Source organism: Oceaniglobus sp. K40-3 (assembly GCF_055808395.1).
In genome coordinates, this window is record NZ_CM147868.1 from 1,392,111 (window position 1) to 1,412,834 (window position 20,724).

Here is a 20,724-nt window from a genome sequence, read left to right on the forward strand (position 1 = left end):
GGTCTGCCCGGCGCAAGGGTGATTGCGGGATCAGGCGGGCAGGGCACCGTTTGTATCGGTCCGCGCGGCGGCCTTGGGTGCCGGGTTGAACGACCGCGTTACAAGGGCGCCGATAACGAGAGCCATGATGGTGCCCGCAATCACATCGACAAAGTAATGGCCGCCCCAAACGGGTGTGGCAATCAGCATCGGAATGGCAAAACCCATTGTCGGCAGGGCGACCCAGGTGCGCCGGGTCAGTACAATCATGGCGATGGCCGTGGCGGTATGCATCGACGGCATGGTTGTCAGCCCGACCAGATGTTGTGAGCCGATGGGAATGACCTGGCTGGTGTCACGCAAATCATTAATCGTTTCGACAAAGAATACGCCAGGGATGAACGGAAAGGCATCAAAGGATGCCGGGTCGTTGAGGAAATGGGCAACAGACCCGATCGCAGGAAAGAACGCGCCCACGGCCACGCTGACCACGCCGCAGATGACCAGGGTTTCCAGCAGGATTTTTCCCTGTTGGCCCCGGTTGATGACAAACAGCAGCACGATGATCAAAAGAGAGGCGGCTTCGATGTTGCCATAGCAGAAAATCAACAGGTTGTGGAATTCGGGATGGCTGTAAATCCAATCCCAATAGGCAACCCAGTTCAACCCCAGTGCGGCATCTGCCGATGCCAGAAGAGGGTCGGCCAGGGGAATCGCACTAACCTTGGTGATATGATCAAGATAGCGCAGCGCCAATACCAGCACCAGAATCAGCATGAACGCTTCCATCAGCGCGGCCGCGACCCGTGTCAGCCGCCCGGACTGTGCAATGGTCGTCCGGCGTGACCACAATAGCGCGCCGACGCTGGCCGCGATCAGGGCCGAGGGCCAGACCGTATCAAACGCGATCTCGGCCCGGGTCATTCCGGCCAAGACGACGTTGACGACCATGACGCACACCAGCATCACATAGATATAAGGGCGGCAAAGTTGCATGGGGTGCTCCATCTTTTGGTTGCCCAATGGGAACAGAGCAATTGGGCAAGGATGGGGCGATGGCGCGAAATTTTCGCGCTCAACCGTCGCAAAGATAATCCCGCGTGATCGGTACGGCGTCGTTGCTGTGGGTCAGTTGCGCCTGAAATACCACCTGACCGCCAAAGCGAAAGGCCATTTCGCTGGCCACCAGATAGCAGCGCCACATGCGACAGAATCTGTCGTCATAAAGGGCGCGGGCGCGGTCGATGTTGGCGGTGAACCTTTCGTCCCAGTGGCGCAGGGTTTCGGCATAGTGAAGGCGCCAGACCTCAAGATCGGTGAGGATCAGGGCCTGACGTTCAAACGCGGCGCTCATTTCCGACATGGCGGGCACATAGCCGCCGGGAAAGATGTATTTGTTGACCCAGGGGCTGGTGGTGCCGGGGGGCCGCTGCGCCCGATGCAATGGATCAGCGCCACGCCATCGGGGGCAAGAAGATTGTAAACGGTGCGAAAATAGGTGTCGTACTGTGGGGCGCCCACATGTTCGAACATGCCCACCGACACGATCCGGTCAAAGGTGCCACGCACGGCGCGGTAATCTTCGAGGCGGATGGCGATCTGGCGTTCCAGTCCGGCGTCTTCGACCCGTTGACGGGCAATGGCATGTTGTTCGCGGCTGAGGGTGACGCCGACAACCTCGGCCCCGTAATCGCGCGCCAGGGTCAGCGCCATGCCCCCCAGCCACAGCCGATGTCCAGCACCCGCATCCCCGGTTTCAACAGCAGTTTCGCCGCGATATGGGATTTCTTGTCGGCTTGCGCCTGTTCCAGCGTGGCGTCGGGGGCGCGAAAATAGGCGCAGGAATATTGTTTGTCGGTGTCAAGAAACAGATCGTACAGTTCGCCCGACAGGTCATAGTGATGCGCGACGTTGGCCTGCGCCTTTTGGGCGGGGGCGTATTGCTGTGCCCGATGCAGGGCGCGTTGCGCGATGTGCAGCGGGCGTTGCCAGCGGGGCGTGGGGCCAATGGCGGAGTTTTCCATCACCAGCATCATGAACCGGCGCAGATCGTCATCTTCGATCAACAGGGTGCCGTCCATGTACCCTTCGCCCACGCCCATGTCGGGGCTGGTGATGATCCGCGCCAACAGGGCCGGATCGGTGAGGGTGACGCGCAAAGGCGGGCTGCCGTCCCCGGCGGTGATGACCCGGCCCGAAGGCAGGGTCACCTGCATGGCCCCGCGCCGGATCAGCCGGTTGAGGAAAGTTGTGAAAAGTTTCTCCCACATGGGTAAATCCCCCGCTTCACTGTCAATATTCCCTCACATCCTGCGATTTTTTTGCGAGAGATCAATGGGGGCCTTGCAGGGGAACGCCCGGTTCTGCCCAAGGTTCCCTTGACTTTTCGCGCCGCCACAGGTGTATCGGCGCGAACCCGCAGACCAAGCCCCCGGAGGCCCCCGATGCACGCCTATCGCTCTCATACTTGTGCCGACCTGAAAAAAACCGATGTGGGCAGTGACGTGCGCCTGTCGGGCTGGGTGCACCGCGTGCGCGATCATGGGGGTGTGTTGTTCATCGACCTGCGCGATCATTATGGCATGACCCAGGTGTTGTGCGACGGCGACAGCCCGGCCTTTGCGGCGCTGGAAAAGGTGCGCGCCGAATGGTGCATCCGTATCGACGGCACGGTGAAAGCGCGGGCCGAGGATTTGGTGAACGCCAAGATTCCCACCGGCGAAATCGAGGTGTACGTGCGCGACGTTGAGGTGTTGGGCGCGGCAAGCGAGCTGCCATTGCAGGTGTTCGGCGAACAGGAATACCCCGAGGAAACGCGCCTGCGCTATCGGTTCCTGGACCTGCGACGCGAAGAGTTGCACAACAATATCGTGCTGCGTTCCAACGTGGTGCGCGATCTGCGTCAGCGGATGTGGGAACAGGATTTCAACGAATTTCAGACGCCGATCATCACGGCATCGTCCCCCGAAGGCGCGCGGGATTTTCTGGTGCCCTCGCGCCTGCACCCGGGCAAATTCTATGCGCTGCCGCAAGCGCCCCAGCAGTTCAAACAGTTGATCATGGTCAGCGGGTTTGACAAATATTTTCAGATCGCCCCCTGTTTCCGCGACGAAGACCCCCGCGCCGATCGTTCGCCCACCGATTTCTATCAGCTTGACCTTGAAATGAGCTTTGTCAGCCAGCAAGACGTGTTCGACACGATTCAGCCGGTGATGCAGGGCTGTTTTGAACGGTTCGGCGGCGGGCGAAAGGTGAACACCGAATGGCCGCAGATTTCCTATCGTGATTCCGCCCTGTGGTATGGCACCGATAAACCCGACCTGCGCAACCCGATCAAGATGCAGGTTGTTTCCGACCACTTCGCCGGGTCTGGTTTTGCCATCTTCGCCAAGTTGTTGGAGCAGGACGGCACCGAGATTCGTGCCATTCCGGCCCCCAAGGGCGGATCGCGCAAGTTCTGTGACCGGATGAATGCCTTTGCGCAAAAGGAAGGCCTGCCCGGGATGGGCTATATTTTCTGGCGCGATCAGGGGCAGGGGATGGAAGCCGCCGGACCGCTGGCGAAAAACATCGGCCCCGAGCGGACCGAGGCGATCCGCCAGCAGCTTGGCCTTGGCGTGGGCGATGCGGCGTTTTTCCTTGGGGGCAAACCGGCGGCGTTCGAACGGGTCGCCGGTAAGGCGCGGGTGACGATTGGCGAGGAATTGGGCCTGACCGATACGAACAGTTTCCAATTCGCCTGGATCGTCGATTTCCCGATGTACGAGGCCGACGAGGAAACCGGCAAGATTGATTTTTCGCACAATCCGTTTTCCATGCCCCAGGGCGGGCTTGAGGCGCTGAACGGTGATCCGCTGAGCGTGCTTGGCTATCAATATGATCTTGCCTGTAACGGTTATGAGCTGATCTCGGGGGCGATTCTGGAACCACAAGCCGGAAATCATGTTCAAGGCGTTTGAGCTGGCCGGGTATGGCGAAGACGAGGTGCGCAAGCGGTTCGGTGGTATGGTCAACGCGTTCCAATACGGCGCGCCGCCCCACGGTGGTTGTGCGGCGGGGATTGACCGGATGGTCATGCTGTTGGCCGATGAGGCGAACATCCGCGAGGTTATCATGTTCCCGATGAACCAGCGCGCCGAAGACCTGATGATGGGGGCGCCAAGCGAACCGATGAACGAACAATTGCGCGAATTGCGCCTGCGGGTTCTGCCCCCGAAAGCTGAGCCGTGTCAGGCCGGTTTCGGCTGACGGGGAACGGTGGGGTTAAAAAGTCTTGGGGCGGTGCATATCCTTTGTGATAAGGTGCGCTAACCGCCCGAAGAGGCCCCGATGCAGCAGGCAATTCTTTCATCAATCCGATTCGGATTCGGGCCGACTGGCCCACAGCCCATTGAAACCGGGGCAATTCTGGCCAGTTTGACGGCCGCCGATACCATGACCGCCACCTTTCCCACCGTCGCGCCGGGCGCGGCGCAAGCGTTGGTGGCGCGCTATGCCACGACCCTGAAAGAGCACAATCAAGGCGTTGATGGCGGCACCGAACGCCACAAAGCGGTGATAAAAGAGGTGCGCGCGATACAGCGCCGTCTGCCCCGTGCAATGTTTGCCCGGATGATGGACAGCGCCACGCCCCTGCGCGAACGGTTAACCCTGTTCTGGACCGATCATTTCACCCTGCGAAACCGTGGGCTGGGCGGTTTTGCCCTGACGCCGGATTTCATCGACCACGCCCTGCGCCCGAATATGACGGGGCGGTTTGGTGATCTGCTGCGCGCGGCGGTGCTGCATCCGCAGATGCTCTATTATCTCGATCAGGTGAATTCGGTCGGGCCGCGATCGCGCTTTGGATTGAAACGGGGGTGGGGCTGAACGAAAATCTGGCGCGCGAGGTTCTGGAACTGCACACCATGGGCGTGGATGGCGGATATTCGCAAACCGACGTGCGCCAATTTGCCGAACTGCTGACGGGGGTGACCTATTTTCCGCGAAAGGGGTTTCAGTTTCGTCCCGAACGGGCCGAGCCGGGGCGTGAAACGGTTCTTGGCCGGACCTATGGACAGCCGAAACGCGCCCGCCTGGACGATGTTCTGGCGTTTCTTGACGATCTGGCGGTGCATCCCGACACAGCCCGCCATATCGCGCGCAAACTGGTGGTGCATTTCATTTCCGACACCCCCGATCCCGATCACATCGCCCATGTGGCCGGGGCATGGCAGCGCAGCGGCGGTGATCTGATGGCGGCCTATGGTGCCTTGCTGGATCATCCGGCGGCACGGAATGACACGTTGCAAAAGGTGCGGCAACCGATTGATTTCATTGGGTCGTCCATGCGCGCACTGGGGGTGCCTGGCGAACAGGTGATGACCATGAAGGGCAATACGTTTCGCAATGCCACGATGCAGCGGATGGCGGTGATGGCCCAGCCGTTCCTGCGCCCCGCCGGGCCGAATGGTTGGCCGGAAGAGGCCAAAGCCTGGATCACGCCGCTGGGCCTGTCGGCGCGCATCCATTGGGCAATGAACGTACCCCGGCGGCTGCGCCCCGATCTGCCCGATCCGCGTGATTTCGTGCAGACTGCCCTTGGCGATGCCGCTTCGGCGCGGCTGATCTGGTCGGTCGGGGCGGCCGATAGCGTGGTGCAGGGGGTGGGCGTGGTGCTTGCCTCACCCGAGTTCAACCGCAGATGAGGGGGATGGCGTGATAGATCGACGGGGGTTTTTGCGCCGGGGCGCGGCGTTGGTCGGATGTTCGGCGGCGGCGCATCCGTTTATGTCGACGGTGACGCTGGCCTCGGGGCCGTGGGATGCGCGGCTGGTGGTGATTATCCTGCGCGGCGGGATGGACGGGTTGGATGTGGTGCGCCCGGTGGGCGACCCGGCCTTTGCAGCGGCGCGCCCGGGGTTGTTGAAAATACCGGGGGTGCCTTTGGGGTTTTATGACATGCACCCGGCGTTGGCCCCGCTGAAACCCATGTGGGACGTCGGCGATCTGGGCTTTGTCCATGCGGTTTCAACGCCCTATCGCGGCAAACGCAGCCATTTCGACGGGCAGGATATTCTGGAGGCCGGGACAGGCATGGATATGGTGGGCGTCGCACAGCGCGACGGTTGGCTGAACCGGTTGCTGCAAACCATGCCGGGGCTGGAAAGCGAAACCGCCTTTGCCATCGGGCGCGACGAGATGAAGGTGCTGGCGGGGGCGGCGCCGGTGTTGAACTGGTCTCCCGAGGCGGCGCTGACCGTCACCGGGCAAACGCGGCGGTTGCTGGATGAAATGTACCACGGCGACCCGATTTTTCGCGATGCCGCACAAGAGGCGATGGACCTGGCCGAACTGGCCGCGCCGGACGGGGGCAGTGCGCGGGGCGCTGCGCTGGCGGATATGGTAGAGCAGGGCGGGCGCAATTCCGTGCGCCAACTGGCCGGGTTCGCCGCGGAACGGTTGTTTCATGACACCCGGATCGCCGCGTTTTCCCTGGGGGGTGGGATACCCACCGCCGTCAGGATGCGGGAATGACGCGGGTTCTGGGGCAACTGACGGATGCGATCCTGACCCTGAAAACCGGTTTGGGGGGCGTTTGGGTCAAAACCACCGTTCTGGCGATGACGGAATTTGGCCGCACGGTGCGCGAGAACGGCAGCCGGGGAACCGACCATGGCACCGGCGGCGCGATGGTGCTGGCCGGGGGCGCCTTGCGCGGCGGGCGGGTTCTGGGCCGATGGCCCGGGCTGTCCGAGGCTGATCTTTATGAGCGGCGCGATCTGATGCCGACGGGCGATGTGCGCGCCTATGCCGCTTGGGCGATGCGTGGGGTGTTCGGGCTGGAAACGCCGATGCTGGAGCGTGACATTTTTCCCGGTCTCGACATGGGGGGCGATCCGGGCCTGTTGTTGTGACGGCTCAGACCGCGGTGACCGTGGGTTGAATGGCCGAATCCCCGGCGATGTCGTGGTCGGCGGTGATCAGCGTTCCGGCCAGGGCCAGGCACAGGGACAATGCCCCGATGGCCAGGACCACATGATCCAAAAGATCGCTGTCGCGTTCCGTGCGCATGAATGTTTCGACCAGTTTTTCCATTGCCGTCCTCATTTCCAGCGGGGGAATATCCCCTGTCTCTGGACCTTGCGCCCAGAGTGGTTAAAGAATCGGTCAACAATGAGATGAAAACGGCACATCACCGTGTCGGAGGCGCGAAAGGATTGCGGCATGGGCATCGATCAGCAGTTGGGACAGCCGGTGAGCGATTGGCAGGCTCCGCCACGGCCCGGGCCAGAGGTGATCGAGGGGCGGTATGCGCGGTTGCATCGGCTGCGCGCCGATGACCATGCGGCGGCGCTGCACCGGGCGAATTCGGCGGATGACGGGATGTGGGATTATATGCCCTATGGGCCTTTTGCCTCGGCTTCGGCCTATCACAGATGGGTGCGCGAACAGGCGTCGGGGACCGACCCGATGTTTTATGCCATCGAAAACCGCGCCACCGGACGGCTGGGCGGCGTGGCCAGCTTTCTGCGAATCGCCCCCGACGCCGGGAGCATCGAAGTGGGCCACATCGCCCTTGCCCCCGAATTGCAACGGACGGTTGCGGCGAGCGAGGCAATTTACCTGATGATGGGCTGGGCGTTTGAGGCGGGGTATCGCCGGTTTGAATGGAAGTGTAACGCGCTTAACCTTGCGTCGCGCCGGGCGGCGCAGCGGTTTGGATTCAGCTTTGAGGGCGTGTTTCGTCAGGCCGCCGTGGTCAAGGGGCGCAATCGCGATACGGCGTGGTTCGCCGCCATAGACGGGGAATGGCCTGCGTTGCAGGCGGCCTATGATGCCTGGCTGGCGCCATCGAATTTTGACGCCACAGGGCAGCAGCGCGAGCGGCTGGGCGACCTGACGGCGCTGGTCCGGGTGGCGGGTGATCCGGCACTGCGTGGTTGATCAGATGGCAATGGGCCGGGCGCTCAGCCGGTCGTTCACCAATGCCGCCACGATGGAAATCTGCGGCCCGACCGGCTGACCGGCGCCGGACAGGGCCAGAAGTTTTTCGGCGGCACGGGTCAGATCGCGGTCACCGGTGCTGCGCGCCAGCCCGGTGAGAAACCCGCTGACATAACGTGTTCGGCTGGGCGTGTCGGCAGAGCCGAGCAGGTCGGACACATGGGCCAGGTCATCTTGCAGGGCGAGCCGGTCGGGGCGGACCTGATCGTCAAGCACGGGGCGCGGCCCGGTGGGCCGACTGTCGGGCGGCAGGCGGGACAGTATCATCTCAAGAAACTGCCCCAGAGAGGTGAGCGGTTTTTCCAGAAACGCATCGGCCCCCGCAGAAATGGCCCCGTCCATCGCGCCGGGATTGCCCGACATGGCCAGCAGAACGGGCACCCGGGGCCGGGCCTGCGCCAATTCGGCGATCAGATCGCGCCCCGATCCATCGGGCAGGCCCAGATCGATCACGGCCACGGTTGGGCGATACACCCGCAGATGGCGCGCAGCCGCGGCCAGAGTATCGGCCCGCCGTATTCGGGCGCCACATCGCAGGCACATCAAACGCACCGCTTCGCTGGCGAAACGGCTGTCTTCGACGATCAGAACGGTTTGGCCCAAAAGGGGGTGTTCGGCCGTCGGGCGAAGCGGAAACAGGAATTCATCGTGCATGTCCGGCATGGGATTTTCCCCGGCTGTGGTGCAGAATCGCATATTTCACCCTAGGTCAGGAAGGCTAACAGGTGGTTAACTGCCCAGTACCTGCGGCCATGCGTCCCTTGCCGTCGTCCGCCACGCCCGCCATAACGGGCCAAACCACCGGGAGTTTCCTGATGATCGGACGTCTGAACCATGTGGCCATCGCCGTGCCCGATCTCGGGGCGGCCGCCACCCAATATTCCGCGATGCTGGGTGCGCAGGTCGGCCCGGCTCAGGATGAACCGGATCACGGGGTCACCGTGGTGTTCATCACCCTGCCCAACACCAAGATCGAACTGTTGCACCCCCTTGGTGATGACAGCCCGATCGCGGCGTTTCTGGCGAAAAACCCGTCAGGGGGCATCCATCATATCTGTTACGAAGTCGATGATATCCTTGCCGCGCGTGACCGGCTGCTGGCGGGCGGCGCGCGGGTTCTGGGTGGCGGGGCGCCGAAAACCGGCGCCCATGGCAAGCCGGTTCTGTTTCTGCACCCCAAGGATTTCAACGGCTGCCTGATCGAGCTTGAGCAGGTCTGACCTGCATTTTCCACGCCATTAACCCCTAAGGATACCAGTCATATGGGCATTATCTCTGCTATCGTACTTTTCGCCGTGATCTGGTTCATGACGATGTTTATCGTTCTGCCCATCGGGTTGCGCACCCAGGGGGACGAGGGGCATGTGGTGCCGGGCACCCATGTGGGCAGCCCCGCCAATCTGAACCTGAAACGTAAATGCCTGTGGGTTACGCTGTTTGCAGCGATCCTGTGGTGCGTCATCGCAGGTGTGTTGCTTTCGGGTATCCTTACAATCGACGATCTGGGCTGGTTCGCGCGGATGGTGTCGCGTGCGCCAGTCGCTGGAACAGGTGGGTAAAGGTCGCCGCGCCCAGCACCGGCACCAACAGATTGACCAGCGGTACCGTCAGCGGCAGCGCCATCAGTGCGCCCGCGATCCAGATCGTGCCGGCATGGCGGCGGCGCAGGGCGCGGGCCTCGTCCCGGCTCATCCGGCGCATCGCGACAAGCTGAAAATACTCGCGCCCCAGAAGATAGCCGTTCAGGGCAATGAACAGCAGCGGCGTGGCCGGAAAAACGAACGCATACACAAGGAACGCCACGGCGTTGGCGAACAGCAGAACGCCCATGAAATTCACCGAATCCCGCAGCCCCGCGTAAAATCCGACCCGGCGGGCCGGGGGCAGGTGCGGATAATGGCGATCTTCGACCGCATCGGCCACATCATCGAGAAACAGCGAGGTGAACGCCGAGGCAACCGGCACCATCAGAAACACCGACAGCACCAGCATGAAAATGATCGACGCCCCGGACAGCAGATCGTCGATCCATGTCACGGTGCCGATGCCCGGAATCGTCGCCTCGTCCGGGACCAGCCAGTTGAGCAGGCCCAGAAATGTGGCATAGACCCCGAAAAGCAGGGCTATGGTCATCCCAAGGCCCAGCAACAGAACCCGGCGAAAGCGCGGATCGCCCAATTGCTGAACCGCGCGCCAGAAATCCCTGAAAATCATGGGGCGAACCATGTGGTGAGGGCGTCAATGTCAGGGCGGGGGCGGTCGGGCGGCGCCGAGGTTTCCTGATGATCGGACGTCTGAACCATGTGGCCATCGCCGTGCCCGATCTTGGCGCGGCCGCCACCCAATATTCCGCGATGCTGGGTGCAGAGGTCGGCCCGGCTCAGGATGAGCCGGATCACGGGGTCACCGTGGTGTTCATCACCCTGCCCAACACCAAGATCGAACTGTTGCACCCCCTTGGGGATGACAGCCCGATCACGGCGTTTCTGGCGAAAAACCCATCCGGGGGCATCCACCATATCTGTTACGAGGTCGACGATATCCTTGCCGCGCGTGATCGGCTGCTGGCGGGCGGCGCGCGGGTTCTGGGTGGCGGGGCGCCGAAAACCGGCGCCCATGGCAAGCCGGTTCTGTTTCTGCACCCCAAGGATTTCAACGGCTGCCTGATCGAACTTGAGCAGGTCTGACCTGCATTTTTCACGCCATTAACCCCTAAGGATACCAGTCATATGGGCATTATCTCTGCTATCGTACTTTTCGCCGTGATCTGGTTCATGACGATGTTTATCGTTCTGCCCATCGGGTTGCGCACCCAGGGGGACGAGGGGCATGTGGTGCCGGGCACCCATGTGGGCAGCCCCGCCAATCTGAACCTGAAGCGTAAATGCCTGTGGGTCACGCTGTTTGCAGCGATCCTGTGGTGCGTTATCGCAGGTGTGTTGCTTTCGGGTATCCTTACAATCGACGATCTGGGCTGGTTCGCGCGGATGGTGTCGCGAGCGCCAGTCGCTGGAACAGGTGGGTAAAGGTCGCCGCGCCCAGCACCGGCACCAACAGATTGACCAGCGGTACCGTCAGCGGCAGCGCCATCAGTGCGCCCGCGATCCAGATCGTGCCGGCATGACGGCGGCGCAGGGCGCGGGCCTCGTCCCGGCTCATCCGGCGCATCGCGACAAGCTGAAAATACTCGCGCCCCAGAAGATAGCCGTTCAGGGCAATGAACAGCAGCGGCGTGGCCGGAAAAACGAACGCATAAACAAGGAACGCCACGGCGTTGGCGAACAGCAGAACGCCCATGAAATTCACCGAATCCCGCAGCCCCGCGTAAAATCCGACCCGGCGGGCCGGGGGCAGGTGCGGATAATGGCGATCTTCGACCGCATCGGCCACATCATCGAGAAACAGCGAGGTGAACGCCGAGGCAACCGGCACCATAAGAAACACCGACAGCACCAGCATGAAAATGATCGACGCCCCGGACAGCAGATCGTCGATCCATGTCACGGTGCCGATGCCCGGAATCGTCGCCTCGTCCGGGACCAGCCAGTTGAGCAGGCCCAGAAATGTGGCATAGACCCCGAAAAGCAGGGCTATGGTCATCCCAAGGCCCAGCAACAGAACCCGGCGAAAGCGCGGATCGCCCAATTGCTGAACCGCGCGCCAGAAATCCCTGAAAATCATGGGGCGAACCATGTGGTGAGGGCGTCAATGTCAGGGCGGGGGCGGTCGGGCGGCGCCGAGGATTCGGTGCCAAGGTGGATGATCCCGGCGATTTCCTCGCCCTCTGTCAGGCCCAGCCAGCCGGTGATTTCAGGATCGCGCGAGGGCCAGCCCGACAGCCAGTTCGCCCCCCAACCCGATGCAAGCGCCCCGTTCAACATGGCCAGACAGACGGCACCGGCGGAATAAATCTGTTCGCTGCGCGGGATCTTTTCCGACTCCATAGGCGCAGAGACCACGACCACGGCAAGGTGGGCGTTGGCATATTCATCCCGTGTCTTGGCCTGTTTGTCAGGGTCAAGGTTCAGTGCCGCCCCTTTTGCACCAACCCGTTCCGCCATGGCCAGCAGCGCGGCGCGATCCAGCACGACAAAGCGCCACGGCTCCAGCTTGCCATGGTCGGGGGTGCGGGCCGCGGCAGTCAGGATCTGGCGCAGCTCCGCATCCCCCGGCACCGGCAGGGACAGGGTGCGCGCCGGGCGCGAACGGCGGCTCAGCAGAAACTCAAGAGCGGCAGGGTTGGGTTGGGGCATGGTGATCTCCGGTCAGTTTGGGAATATGTCGGGGCAGGGGCGCGCGGGGTCAAGCCGCGCTTTTGCCAAAGGTGGGAAAATGGGACGTGACAGTGTTGATCTGAGCCATCTGGCGCAAACGGGCGCACGGATCACCGTACAGGTCACGCCGGGCGCGGCGCGCAACCGGGTTGTGCCGGGCGATCCGCTGCGCCTCTATGTTACGGCGGTGCCAGAGGCGGGCCGGGCCACCCGCGCGGCGCGCGATCTGCTGGCCGGTGCCATGGGGGTGGCAAAATCGCGGCTGGTGCTGGAAAGGGGGCAAAATCACGCACCAAGGTGTTTCGCCTCGATCAGGGCTGACGCAGGTGATAGGCCCCCTCGGGCAGATCCAGCGCCGCCGCCAGATCGCGCAGTTGCGCCATGGACAGGGTGATTTTCTGTATCCGGTTGCTGTGCGGATCGTGCTGTTCCAGGGTCACGCAATCGTCAAAGGCATTGATGGTGATATCCTGCTGGCGATGGGGCGCGGGTTCATCCAAAAGGGTGATCACGGTGGCGTCGAATTCATGTTCGATAGTAAACATGGGGCCACCTTAGGGCCGCCCTGTCAGGCCGTCCAGATGCAGGATGACATATGCGCGAGGCGGGCCGTGTCGGGCAGAAAATCGCGCCCTGCCACTGGCGGCCCGCGCCGGGGCGGTTATGCTTTGGGCGACAGGGAAAGGGTGTGCCATGCGGACAGGTCTGGTTCTGGCGATGATGTTGGGGGTCGCGGGCTGTGCTGTGGCACCGCAGCCTGCGCCACAGCGGCCCGTGGTGGCCCCCGTGGATGACACGCTGACCCCACGTCAGCGGGGCCAGATGGCGGCGCGCAACTTTGTCACCGTGGTGAAAACAGTCGAACCCGTGGCCGAGCGTGAATGCCGCACCCGCACCCATGATGTGAACTGTGATTTCGTCATTGTGGTCGATGACCGGCGCGACCTGCCGCCCAACGCCTTTCAGACGCAGGATAAACAGGGCCGCCCGATCATCGGGTTCACGCTTGCCCTGATCGCCGAGGCCCGCAACACGGATGAGCTGGCGTTCATTCTGGGCCACGAGGCGGCACATCACATTTCCGGCCATATCGCGCGCACCCGGCAATCGGCCATTGGCGGTGCGGTGTTGGCCGGGGTTCTGGCCAGTGTCACCGGCGCGGATGCCGCTGGCGTGCGCGAGGCGCAGAATTTCGGCGCCTCTCTGGGGGCGCGCCGGTTTTCAAAATCATTCGAGCTTGAGGCCGATGCCCTTGGCGCGGTGATTGCCGCCCATGCGGGGTATGATCCGGTGCATGGGGCCGAATATTTTACCCGCACGCCCGACCCCGGCAACAGCTTTCTTGGCACTCACCCGCCCAACGCTGAACGCATCGCCACCGTGCGCCGGGTGGCAGCGGGGTTGTAGGAGGGGCAGCTTTAGGCGCTGCCCGCCTTCACCAACCGCCCCCACAAATCATATTCCCCGGCTTCGTCCACTTCGACGGTGACGATGTCGCCCACGTTCAGGGCGGTGAACCCTTCGTCGATGAACAGGTTGCCGTCGATTTCGGGCGCGTCGGCCCAAGTGCGGCAAGTGGCGGCCTCATCGTCGATGTCATCGACGATCACTTGCAGGGTCTTGCCGACCTTCGCGGCGAGCTTTGCTTCGGAAATCGCCTGAGCTTTGGCCATGAACCGATCCCAGCGGTCTTGTTTCACCTCTGGTGCCACATGATCGGGCAGGGCGTTGCTGCGTGCGCCATCGACGTTTTCATATTGAAAACACCCGACGCGATCCAACTGCGCCTCGTCCATCCAATCCAGCAGGGTCTGGAATTCGGCCTCGGTTTCGCCGGGATATCCGACGATAAAGGTGGACCGCAGGGTGATGTCGGGGCAAATGCCGCGCCAGGCGGCGATTTCATCAAGGGTTTTTGCCGCCGCCGCCGGGCGCGCCATGCGTTTCAGCACATCCGGGTGGGCGTGCTGAAATGGAATGTCGAGATAGGGCAGCACCCCATTGGCCGGGTCCGCCATCAGCGGGATCAGGTCGCGCACATGGGGATAGGGGTAAACATAGTGCAGCCGCACCCAGGCCCCGAGCGACCCCAGATCGCGGGCCAGATCGGTGATATGGGCGCGGTGGCCCCTGTCGCTGGCATGTTTGATGTCCACGCCATAAGCGCTGGTATCCTGTGAAATCACCAACAATTCGCGCACTCCGGCCTGCACCAGCTTTTCCGCCTCGCGCAGCACCGCATGGGCGGGGCGCGATGCCAGCCGCCCGCGCATGTCGGGGATGATGCAGAATTTGCACTTGTGATTGCAGCCCTCGGAAATCTTGAGATAGCTGAAATGGCGCGGCGTCAGCGACACGCCGGTGGCAGGCAGCAGGTCGATGAACGGATCGGGGCTGGGCGGCACCGCGCCATGAACGGCATCCAGCACCTGTTCATATTGCTGCGGCCCGGTCACGGCCAATACCTTGGGGTGTGCGCCGGTGATATAATCCGGCTCGGCGCCCAGACAGCCAGTCACGATCACCCGACCGTTTTCATTCAACGCCTCGCCAATGGCCTCAAGGCTTTCGGCCTTGGCGGAATCGAGAAACCCGCAGGTGTTGACGATGACCGCATCGGCGCCCGCGTAATCGGGGGAAATTCCGTAACCTTCGGCGCGCAGCCGGGTCAGAATGCGTTCGCTGTCGACCAAGGCCTTGGGACAGCCGAGCGAAACCATCCCAATGGTGGGCTGGCCCGCGCGGGGCGTTTCGCCAAAGCGGCCCTTGGGGGCCAGATCGGGGCGGAGGTTGGGTGGGTTCTGTACCATGGCGGTTGGCATACACCGCCGCGTTGGTGAACGGAACGCCCCATGCGCCTTTGTGCTGCGGAAATACGCTGTGTCAGCCCGCGCAATCGTGATCGTCTGATGTGGCAGAGCATCCCATGCCGCCCTATATTCCAACCAACCCAACGCAGGAGACTGAAGATGTTTCTGTTCCAGAAGAAAAAGACCGACATGGTGGCGCGCGATTCGGCGCTGCCCGGACGCGATACGCCGATCCCAACCGCCGAGCGGCATTTTGTATCGGATCACCCCCTGAACGCCGCAGTGCCCGAGGGCATGGAACAGGCGATGTTCGGCATGGGCTGTTTCTGGGGTGTTGAGCGGATTTTCTGGAAATTGCCGGGGGTCTATCTGACCATGGCGGGGTATGCGGGGGGCTATACGCCGAACCCGACCTACGATGAGGTATGCTCGGGGCAGACCGGCCATAATGAGGTGGTGCGCGTGATCTTTGACCCGGCGGTGGTGTCTTATGATGATCTGCTGCGCGTGTTCTGGGAAGGGCACGACCCGACCCAGGGCATGCGTCAAGGCAATGATCGCGGCACGCAATACCGTTCGGCCATCTATACGTTCAGCGATGCGCAGGCCGCAGCGGCGCAATCCAGTCGCGATGCCTTTGCGCCGGTGCTGGCAGAGGCGGGTCACGGGGCGATCACAACCGAGATTTTGCCCGCACCCGCGTTCTATGCGGCCGAGGCGTATCACCAGCAATATCTGGCCAAGAATCCCGCCGGATATTGCGGTATTGGCGGCACAGGGGTGAGTTGCCCCATCGGGACCGGCGTTTCGGCCTGAAAGGGCGTCAGGCGATTGACGGGCCTTTGGGGGTGGGTAAGCGGGTTCGTCCCAACCCCGGAGGCCCGACATGCCCACATTTACCGCCCTGACCACCCTTGCCGATGGCGAAAAGGCCCGCGTTCTGGCCGAGATCATGGAAGAGATGGACCCCACGCCCGACGGGGTGGGCGTGTTCGAGATGGAAGACGGCTCGGGTCTGTGGGAGGTCGGTGGTTATTTCACCGAAGCCCCCGACGACGTGGCGCTGAGCCTGCTGGCCGCCGCCTATGATGCCAAACCCTTTGCGATAAGCGAACTGCCCGAAACCGATTGGGTGGCCAAGGTGCGGCGCGAACTGGTGCCGGTGCAGGCGGGGCGGTTTTTCGTTTACGGCAGCCACGACGCCGACAAGGTGCCTGACGATGGTATCCCGCTGTTGATCGAGGCGGCGATGGCCTTTGGCACCGGCCACCACGGCACCACCCTGGGCTGTTTGCGCGCGCTGGACCGGTTGATGGAGGCGGGCGTTGAGGCGCAGAACGTGGCCGACATCGGCTGTGGCACCGCGGTTCTGGCCATGGCGGCGGCCCATGTCTGGCCGCGTCCGGTTCTGGCCAGCGATATTGATCCGGTCGCGGTTGAGGTGGCGCAGGCAAACGTGGCGGTGAACGGGCTGAGTGATCGGGTGATCTGTATCGAGGCGACAGGTTTTGATCATCCGGCGCTGGCCAGGGCGGCGCCGTTCGATCTGGTCTTTGCCAATATCCTCAAGGGTCCGCTGATCGACCTTGCCCCCTCCATGGCCGAATCGACCGCGCAGGGTGGCCACGTGATTCTTTCGGGCATTTTGGTGGAACAGGCCGACGACGTGATCGCGGTTTATTGCGCCAATGGATACAATCTGCGCCACCGCGAGGACATTGGTGACTGGACGACCTTAACAATGGGGCGTGAATAGGCCGAAGCAGCAGATTTCAGGCAAATTTTGCCTCAATTGAGTGTTTCTGCCCAATTTCCGCCACATTTGTGGCTGTATTCTGCCCTTGTCGGTGGGGGCCGATAACGAAAGAAGACACTGCCATGTCTGTTGCAATCGCTGAAATGAACCGCCTGATTTCCCGTCACAACTTTGCCGTCGCGCGCAGCGCCGGGATGAGCCTGACCGGTGATGGCATGGTGGTTGCATATCGCCCCCGTCCGGGGCTGGCATTCATGGCAAGCCTTCTGGGCGCTCTGGTTTTGCTGACTATCGGCAAGGCGCTGGTTCTTGTGGCGCTGGGCGGTGATGCTTATGGCGCCGCGTTGAACGAGATGCAGAATGGCGGTCTTTTTGATCGGCTTGGGGCGCTGGCCCTTGGTGTCGATGGCGCCACTGCGGCCCTGAGCGTGATAATAGGTTAACGAAGGGTTGGGAATTTGCCTGCGGTTGTCCCCCGCAGGCCCTGATCCGGTTTCACGAAAGGCCGCTCCGTTGTCCCCGGGGCGGCCTTTGGTTTTTCCGCTCACGCCTGACACATCACTGATGATTTCAACCAAATTCAGCCGTAATTTGCCGCATTTGCCATATTCGCGCCACATTTTGGGCGTCTAATGGCCTTGTCGGTGGGGGCCGATATTCAGGATAGCGACACTGCCATGTCTTTTACATCCACACCGTCATTTCATAAACGCAGCCGTCAGATCGTGCGCCGTCACCGCTCTATTGCGCGCAATGGGGGCGAATTTCAGATGGGGCCGGATGGCCTGTTGACGGTGCGCCGTCGGCGCGGCGGCACCGGCATTCCGTTTCGTGGGTTGCTGCTGATTGCGGTGCTGCTGTTCGGAACCAAGGCAATGATGCTGAATCAGGATGGCGCCACCTCCTATGCCGAACGTGTCGCGCGGCTCGCCGAAGGCAGCAGCGCCGAGCGTGTCGGCGCCTGGGTCATGCAGGCCGATCCGCTGACGGTTTTTCTGGCGGACGGGCTGGGCCAATTGCTGGGCTAAGCCGGCGCCTTACATGAAAAGGCCGCTCAGGATCTTCATCCGAGCGGCCTTTTTCTGTCCGATATGAACATGGGCGCTTACATCGCGTCGATGTCGCTGCGCACCAGGCCGATATCTGCAAGTTCGTAATCGGTCAGGCGCGACAGGGATTTGCGCGTCACGCGCTGATCGTTCCATGCGACAACGGCAGAAACGAGGCCGGAAAAAACGGAAGAGATGCGGCCTGAGCCGGAAGAGCGGGTATGGTCGAGGGTCGTCATGACGGTTACTTTCAAGGATATGATGCAGGGATATGTGTTGTTCTCGGGCAGCAGGTAGTAAGCCCCCGGATTCGCACAAGCCGGTTTCGCTGCATGGCAACCATGCGTTTCCCGCATGGCGATCACGGGGTATCCTTGCCGCTGGCATTCTCGATGATCGGCCTGTCTGAATGTCGCATTTTCGCATTAAAGTGACGTTTTTCGGCCCTGCCGCAGGGGCGCCGCGCAGCGCGCGTGGGCCTTGGCCCTTGGCGAATGTTCGCCTTTCGTGCTAGGGGTTGCGCAAAAGCAACAAGAGCAGGGCCGAGGATGCGCGTTTTGGGAATCGACCCGGGGCTTAGAACCCTGGGATGGGGTGTGATTGACGTTGACGGGCCGCGTCTGCGCCATGTGGCCAACGGTCACTGCACCTCGTCCCCGCGCGATGATCTGGCGGTGCGTCTGGTGTCGCTTCACGATCAGCTTGGCGCGGTTGTGCGCCTTTATGCCCCCGATACCGCCGCGGTTGAACAGACCTTTGTGAACAAGGATGCCGTTGCGACCCTGAAACTGGGCCAGGCGCGGGGCGTTGCCCTGTTGGTGCCCGCCCTGGCGGGGCTGAGCGTGGGGGAATATGCGCCCAACAAGGTCAAGAAAACCGTGGTGGGTGTGGGCCACGCGGCCAAGGCGCAGGTGGATCACATGGTGCGGATGCAATTGCCCGGCGTCGTGATCGTGGGGGCGGATGCCGCCGATGCGCTGGCCATTGCCATCTGCCACGCCTTCCACCGCCAGACCGGTGATCGGATGGCACAGGCCGTGGCGGGGGCGGCGCGATGATCGGGCGCATTGCAGGGCGGATTGATTATCGCGGCGCCGACCATGTGCTGATCGACGTGCGCGGCGTTGGATATATCGTGTATGTTTCCGAACGCACGATGATGGCGCTGCCCGGCGTGGGCGAGGCGACCGCGCTTTATACCGATCTGCTGGTGCGCGAGGATAATCTGCAATTGTTCGGCTTTGTGTCGATGATTGAAAAGGAATGGTATCGGCTGCTGATCTCGGTGCAGGGGATCGGCGCCAAGGCCGCCATGGCGATCCTCAGCGCCCTTGGCCCCGAAAGCGTGGGGCGCGCGATTGCCCTGGGCGATTGGAACGCGGTCAAGGCGGCACAGGGGGTTGGCCCAAAGATCGCCCAGCGGGTGGTGAATGAACTGAAAGACAAGGCACCCACCGTCATGGCCATGGGCGGTGCGGCGGATGTTGCGCCGGCACTGGATGATGAGGTGGTCGAAACTCCGGCACCGGCAGCGGCCAAACCCCGCGTGGCACCTGCCAAAAACCCGTCGGGTGCTGCACAGGCCGAGGCGCTGTCGGCGCTGACCAACCTCGGCTATGCCCCCGGCGAGGCGGCAGGTGCCGTGGCCGAGGCGGCGCGCGATGCACCCGATGCACAGACGCCTGTTTTGATCCGCGCCGCGCTGCGCCTTTTGGCGCCGAAGGGATAAACCATGGAAACCCCCGATCCTGCCCTGCGCCCCGGTCGGCTCCCCGAGGATGCGGATCGCGCGTTGCGACCGCAGGCATTGGACGAATTCATCGGTCAGGCCGAAGCCCGCGCCAACCTGCGGGTGTTCATCGAAAGCGCCAAGATGCGCGAACAGGCGATGGATCATGCGCTGTTTCATGGGCCGCCGGGGTTGGGAAAAACGACCTTGGCCCAGATCATGGCGCGCGAACTGGGGGTGAATTTTCGCATGACATCTGGCCCGGTTCTGGCGCGCCCCGGCGATCTGGCCGCGATCCTGACCAACCTCGAAGCGCGCGATGTGCTGTTCATCGACGAAATTCACCGGCTCAATCCGGTGGTGGAAGAGGTGCTTTACCCCGCGCTTGAGGATTTCGAGCTGGATCTGGTGATTGGCGAAGGACCGGCCGCGCGCACCGTACGGATCGAATTGCAGCCCTTCACGCTGGTCGGGGCCACCACGCGGCTGGGTCTGCTGACAACGCCCCTGCGGGACCGGTTCGGGATTCCTGTCAGGCTGCAATTTTATACCGTGGATGAATTGCACCAGATCGTGACGCGCGGCGCGCGGCTGTTGGGGATCAGGGCACAGGATGACGGGGCGCTTGAAATTGCGCGCCGCGCCCGTGGCACCCCCGGATCGCCGGGCGGCTGCTGCGCCGGGTGGTGGATTTTGCATTGGTCGAAGGCGACGGCACCCTGACCCGCGAGATTGCCGATTCGGCGCTGCGCCGTCTTGGGGTTGATCATCTGGGGCTGGATGGCGCCGACCGGCGCTATTTGTCCTTGATTGCCGAAAGTTATCAGGGCGGCCCCGTGGGCGTTGAAACCCTGTCGGCGGCCCTGTCGGAAAGCCGGGACGCGTTGGAAGAGGTGATTGAGCCGTTTCTGCTGCAACAGGGTTTGATTCAGCGCACCCCGCGCGGGCGGATGCTGGCGCAAAAAGCATGGGCGCATCTGGGCCTGCCGCCGCCACGCCCGACAGGGCAAAGCGATCTGTTTGAGGGCTGAGGCAGCATCCCGCCCGGCGTTAATCCTTTCCACATCCGAATCGCGGCACGGTGACTGCACCGATTTTTCAGGAAAGGGGGTGCAATCAGTCCGCCGTGGGGCGGTATGGA

General features: G+C 62.6%; 25 protein-coding genes and 4 pseudogenes. 18 read left to right on the forward strand and 11 right to left on the reverse strand.

Annotated features, from left to right (window positions below; all coding sequences use genetic code 11):
• Positions 1-30: 30 nt before the first annotated feature.
• The 3 genes and pseudogenes from AC0L7P_RS07160 to AC0L7P_RS07170 all read right to left on the reverse strand — a co-directional run bounded on the left by AC0L7P_RS07160 (position 31) and on the right by AC0L7P_RS07170 (position 2,249).
• On the reverse strand, positions 31-975 hold the full coding sequence (locus AC0L7P_RS07160) for a phosphatase PAP2 family protein (RefSeq protein WP_473435082.1): 945 nt from the start codon (positions 973-975) through the stop codon (positions 31-33).
• A gap of 79 nt (positions 976-1,054) precedes the next feature.
• A complete protein-coding gene (locus AC0L7P_RS07165; protein ID WP_473435083.1) occupies positions 1,055-1,342 on the reverse strand; it encodes a class I SAM-dependent methyltransferase in 288 nt (95 codons plus the stop codon).
• Positions 1,330-2,249 (reverse strand): annotated as a pseudogene (locus AC0L7P_RS07170) (SAM-dependent methyltransferase). Before AC0L7P_RS07170 ends, AC0L7P_RS07165 begins: the two are co-directional and overlap by 13 nt.
• 174 nt (positions 2,250-2,423) lie before the next feature.
• Between AC0L7P_RS07170 and aspS the strand changes: the two are divergent.
• The 4 genes and pseudogenes from aspS to AC0L7P_RS07190 all read left to right on the forward strand — a co-directional run bounded on the left by aspS (position 2,424) and on the right by AC0L7P_RS07190 (position 6,875).
• Positions 2,424-4,227, forward strand: a pseudogene (gene aspS, locus AC0L7P_RS07175) (aspartate--tRNA ligase).
• An 81-nt stretch (positions 4,228-4,308) separates the two neighbouring features.
• The gene (locus AC0L7P_RS07180; protein WP_473435084.1) at positions 4,309-4,848 is read left to right on the forward strand and encodes a DUF1800 family protein; all 540 of its coding nucleotides are present in this window, start codon (positions 4,309-4,311) and stop codon (positions 4,846-4,848) included.
• Complete coding sequence (locus AC0L7P_RS07185; protein WP_473435085.1) at positions 4,839-5,666, forward strand: DUF1800 domain-containing protein; 828 nt, start codon at positions 4,839-4,841, stop codon at positions 5,664-5,666. Before AC0L7P_RS07180 ends, AC0L7P_RS07185 begins: the two co-directional genes overlap by 10 nt.
• A gap of 13 nt (positions 5,667-5,679) precedes the next feature.
• Positions 5,680-6,875: pseudogene (locus tag AC0L7P_RS07190) on the forward strand (DUF1501 domain-containing protein).
• Between the two features lie 4 nt (positions 6,876-6,879).
• Here the strand turns inward: AC0L7P_RS07190 and AC0L7P_RS07195 are convergent.
• Positions 6,880-7,056 carry a hypothetical protein gene (locus AC0L7P_RS07195; RefSeq protein ID WP_473435086.1) on the reverse strand — a complete coding sequence of 59 codons (177 nt, stop codon included), beginning with the start codon at positions 7,054-7,056 and terminating at the stop codon, positions 6,880-6,882.
• 129 nt (positions 7,057-7,185) lie between these two features.
• Here AC0L7P_RS07195 and AC0L7P_RS07200 point away from each other — a divergent pair, with 129 nt between their 5' ends.
• Complete coding sequence (locus AC0L7P_RS07200) at positions 7,186-7,905, forward strand: GNAT family N-acetyltransferase (protein WP_473435087.1); 720 nt, start codon at positions 7,186-7,188, stop codon at positions 7,903-7,905.
• Here AC0L7P_RS07200 and AC0L7P_RS07205 read toward each other — a convergent pair whose 3' ends face one another.
• On the reverse strand, positions 7,906-8,628 hold the full coding sequence (locus AC0L7P_RS07205) for a response regulator (RefSeq protein ID WP_473435088.1): 723 nt from the start codon (positions 8,626-8,628) through the stop codon (positions 7,906-7,908).
• Between the two features lie 152 nt (positions 8,629-8,780).
• Between AC0L7P_RS07205 and mce (AC0L7P_RS07210) the strand changes: the two genes are divergently transcribed.
• Both mce (AC0L7P_RS07210) and AC0L7P_RS07215 read left to right on the forward strand, forming a co-directional pair.
• The gene (gene mce / locus AC0L7P_RS07210; protein ID WP_473435089.1) at positions 8,781-9,185 is read left to right on the forward strand and encodes a methylmalonyl-CoA epimerase; all 405 of its coding nucleotides are present in this window, start codon (positions 8,781-8,783) and stop codon (positions 9,183-9,185) included.
• A 42-nt stretch (positions 9,186-9,227) separates the two neighbouring features.
• Positions 9,228-9,524, forward strand: coding sequence for a DUF1467 family protein (locus AC0L7P_RS07215; protein WP_473435090.1), 297 nt, complete (start codon positions 9,228-9,230; stop codon positions 9,522-9,524).
• Here the strand turns inward: AC0L7P_RS07215 and AC0L7P_RS07220 are convergent.
• A complete protein-coding gene (locus tag AC0L7P_RS07220) occupies positions 9,454-10,179 on the reverse strand; it encodes an EI24 domain-containing protein (protein ID WP_473435091.1) in 726 nt (241 codons plus the stop codon). The genes AC0L7P_RS07215 and AC0L7P_RS07220 overlap by 71 nt on opposite strands.
• 68 nt (positions 10,180-10,247) lie before the next feature.
• Here AC0L7P_RS07220 and mce (AC0L7P_RS07225) point away from each other — a divergent pair, with 68 nt between their 5' ends.
• Together mce (AC0L7P_RS07225) and AC0L7P_RS07230 are read left to right on the forward strand one after the other, a co-directional pair.
• Complete coding sequence (gene mce, locus AC0L7P_RS07225) at positions 10,248-10,652, forward strand: methylmalonyl-CoA epimerase (RefSeq protein ID WP_473435092.1); 405 nt, start codon at positions 10,248-10,250, stop codon at positions 10,650-10,652.
• A gap of 42 nt (positions 10,653-10,694) precedes the next feature.
• The gene (locus tag AC0L7P_RS07230) at positions 10,695-10,991 is read left to right on the forward strand and encodes a DUF1467 family protein (protein ID WP_473435090.1); all 297 of its coding nucleotides are present in this window, start codon (positions 10,695-10,697) and stop codon (positions 10,989-10,991) included.
• Here AC0L7P_RS07230 and AC0L7P_RS07235 read toward each other — a convergent pair.
• Together AC0L7P_RS07235 and AC0L7P_RS07240 are read right to left on the reverse strand one after the other, a co-directional pair.
• Positions 10,921-11,646, reverse strand: a complete 726-nt coding sequence (locus tag AC0L7P_RS07235) for an EI24 domain-containing protein (RefSeq protein ID WP_473435093.1) — start codon at positions 11,644-11,646, stop codon at positions 10,921-10,923. The genes AC0L7P_RS07230 and AC0L7P_RS07235 overlap by 71 nt on opposite strands.
• Entirely contained in the window at positions 11,643-12,218 is a 576-nt protein-coding gene (locus AC0L7P_RS07240) for a nitroreductase family protein (RefSeq protein ID WP_473435094.1), read from the reverse strand. Before AC0L7P_RS07240 ends, AC0L7P_RS07235 begins: the two co-directional genes overlap by 4 nt.
• 79 nt (positions 12,219-12,297) lie before the next feature.
• On the opposite strand from AC0L7P_RS07240, the gene AC0L7P_RS07245 reads away from it, so the two are divergent.
• A complete protein-coding gene (locus tag AC0L7P_RS07245; RefSeq protein ID WP_473435095.1) occupies positions 12,298-12,633 on the forward strand; it encodes a DUF167 domain-containing protein in 336 nt (111 codons plus the stop codon).
• Here AC0L7P_RS07245 and AC0L7P_RS07250 read toward each other — a convergent pair.
• Entirely contained in the window at positions 12,551-12,784 is a 234-nt protein-coding gene (locus tag AC0L7P_RS07250) for a hypothetical protein (RefSeq protein WP_473435096.1), read from the reverse strand. The genes AC0L7P_RS07245 and AC0L7P_RS07250 overlap by 83 nt on opposite strands.
• 148 nt (positions 12,785-12,932) lie before the next feature.
• Between AC0L7P_RS07250 and AC0L7P_RS07255 the strand changes: the two genes are divergently transcribed.
• Entirely contained in the window at positions 12,933-13,646 is a 714-nt protein-coding gene (locus tag AC0L7P_RS07255) for a M48 family metallopeptidase (RefSeq protein ID WP_473435097.1), read from the forward strand.
• Between the two features lie 11 nt (positions 13,647-13,657).
• Here the strand turns inward: AC0L7P_RS07255 and rimO are convergent, their stop codons facing one another.
• Positions 13,658-15,049 carry a 30S ribosomal protein S12 methylthiotransferase RimO gene (rimO, locus tag AC0L7P_RS07260; protein WP_473435098.1) on the reverse strand — a complete coding sequence of 464 codons (1,392 nt, stop codon included), beginning with the start codon at positions 15,047-15,049 and terminating at the stop codon, positions 13,658-13,660.
• A 159-nt stretch (positions 15,050-15,208) separates the two neighbouring features.
• Here rimO and msrA point away from each other — a divergent pair, with 159 nt between their 5' ends.
• The 4 genes from msrA to AC0L7P_RS07280 all read left to right on the forward strand — a co-directional run bounded on the left by msrA (position 15,209) and on the right by AC0L7P_RS07280 (position 17,833).
• On the forward strand, positions 15,209-15,865 hold the full coding sequence (msrA, locus tag AC0L7P_RS07265) for a peptide-methionine (S)-S-oxide reductase MsrA (protein WP_473435099.1): 657 nt from the start codon (positions 15,209-15,211) through the stop codon (positions 15,863-15,865).
• A gap of 70 nt (positions 15,866-15,935) precedes the next feature.
• On the forward strand, positions 15,936-16,805 hold the full coding sequence (locus AC0L7P_RS07270) for a 50S ribosomal protein L11 methyltransferase (protein WP_473435100.1): 870 nt from the start codon (positions 15,936-15,938) through the stop codon (positions 16,803-16,805).
• A gap of 122 nt (positions 16,806-16,927) precedes the next feature.
• Positions 16,928-17,248, forward strand: a complete 321-nt coding sequence (locus AC0L7P_RS07275) for a hypothetical protein (RefSeq protein WP_473435101.1) — start codon at positions 16,928-16,930, stop codon at positions 17,246-17,248.
• Between the two features lie 234 nt (positions 17,249-17,482).
• The gene (locus tag AC0L7P_RS07280; RefSeq protein ID WP_473435102.1) at positions 17,483-17,833 is read left to right on the forward strand and encodes a hypothetical protein; all 351 of its coding nucleotides are present in this window, start codon (positions 17,483-17,485) and stop codon (positions 17,831-17,833) included.
• 77 nt (positions 17,834-17,910) lie between these two features.
• On the opposite strand, the gene AC0L7P_RS07285 is transcribed toward AC0L7P_RS07280, so the two are convergent.
• Positions 17,911-18,210 (reverse strand): DUF1127 domain-containing protein, encoded by a 300-nt coding sequence (locus AC0L7P_RS07285; protein ID WP_473435416.1) that lies wholly within the window; start codon positions 18,208-18,210, stop codon positions 17,911-17,913.
• A 192-nt stretch (positions 18,211-18,402) separates the two neighbouring features.
• Here AC0L7P_RS07285 and ruvC point away from each other — a divergent pair, with 192 nt between their 5' ends.
• The 3 genes and pseudogenes from ruvC (at position 18,403) to ruvB (ending at position 20,614) form a co-directional block, all read left to right on the forward strand.
• A complete protein-coding gene (gene ruvC / locus AC0L7P_RS07290) occupies positions 18,403-18,912 on the forward strand; it encodes a crossover junction endodeoxyribonuclease RuvC (RefSeq protein ID WP_473435103.1) in 510 nt (169 codons plus the stop codon).
• A complete protein-coding gene (gene ruvA / locus AC0L7P_RS07295; RefSeq protein WP_473435104.1) occupies positions 18,909-19,583 on the forward strand; it encodes a Holliday junction branch migration protein RuvA in 675 nt (224 codons plus the stop codon). Before ruvC ends, ruvA begins: the two co-directional genes overlap by 4 nt.
• A 3-nt stretch (positions 19,584-19,586) precedes the next feature.
• Positions 19,587-20,614 (forward strand): annotated as a pseudogene (gene ruvB / locus AC0L7P_RS07300) (Holliday junction branch migration DNA helicase RuvB).
• Positions 20,615-20,724: the final 110 nt, after the last annotated feature.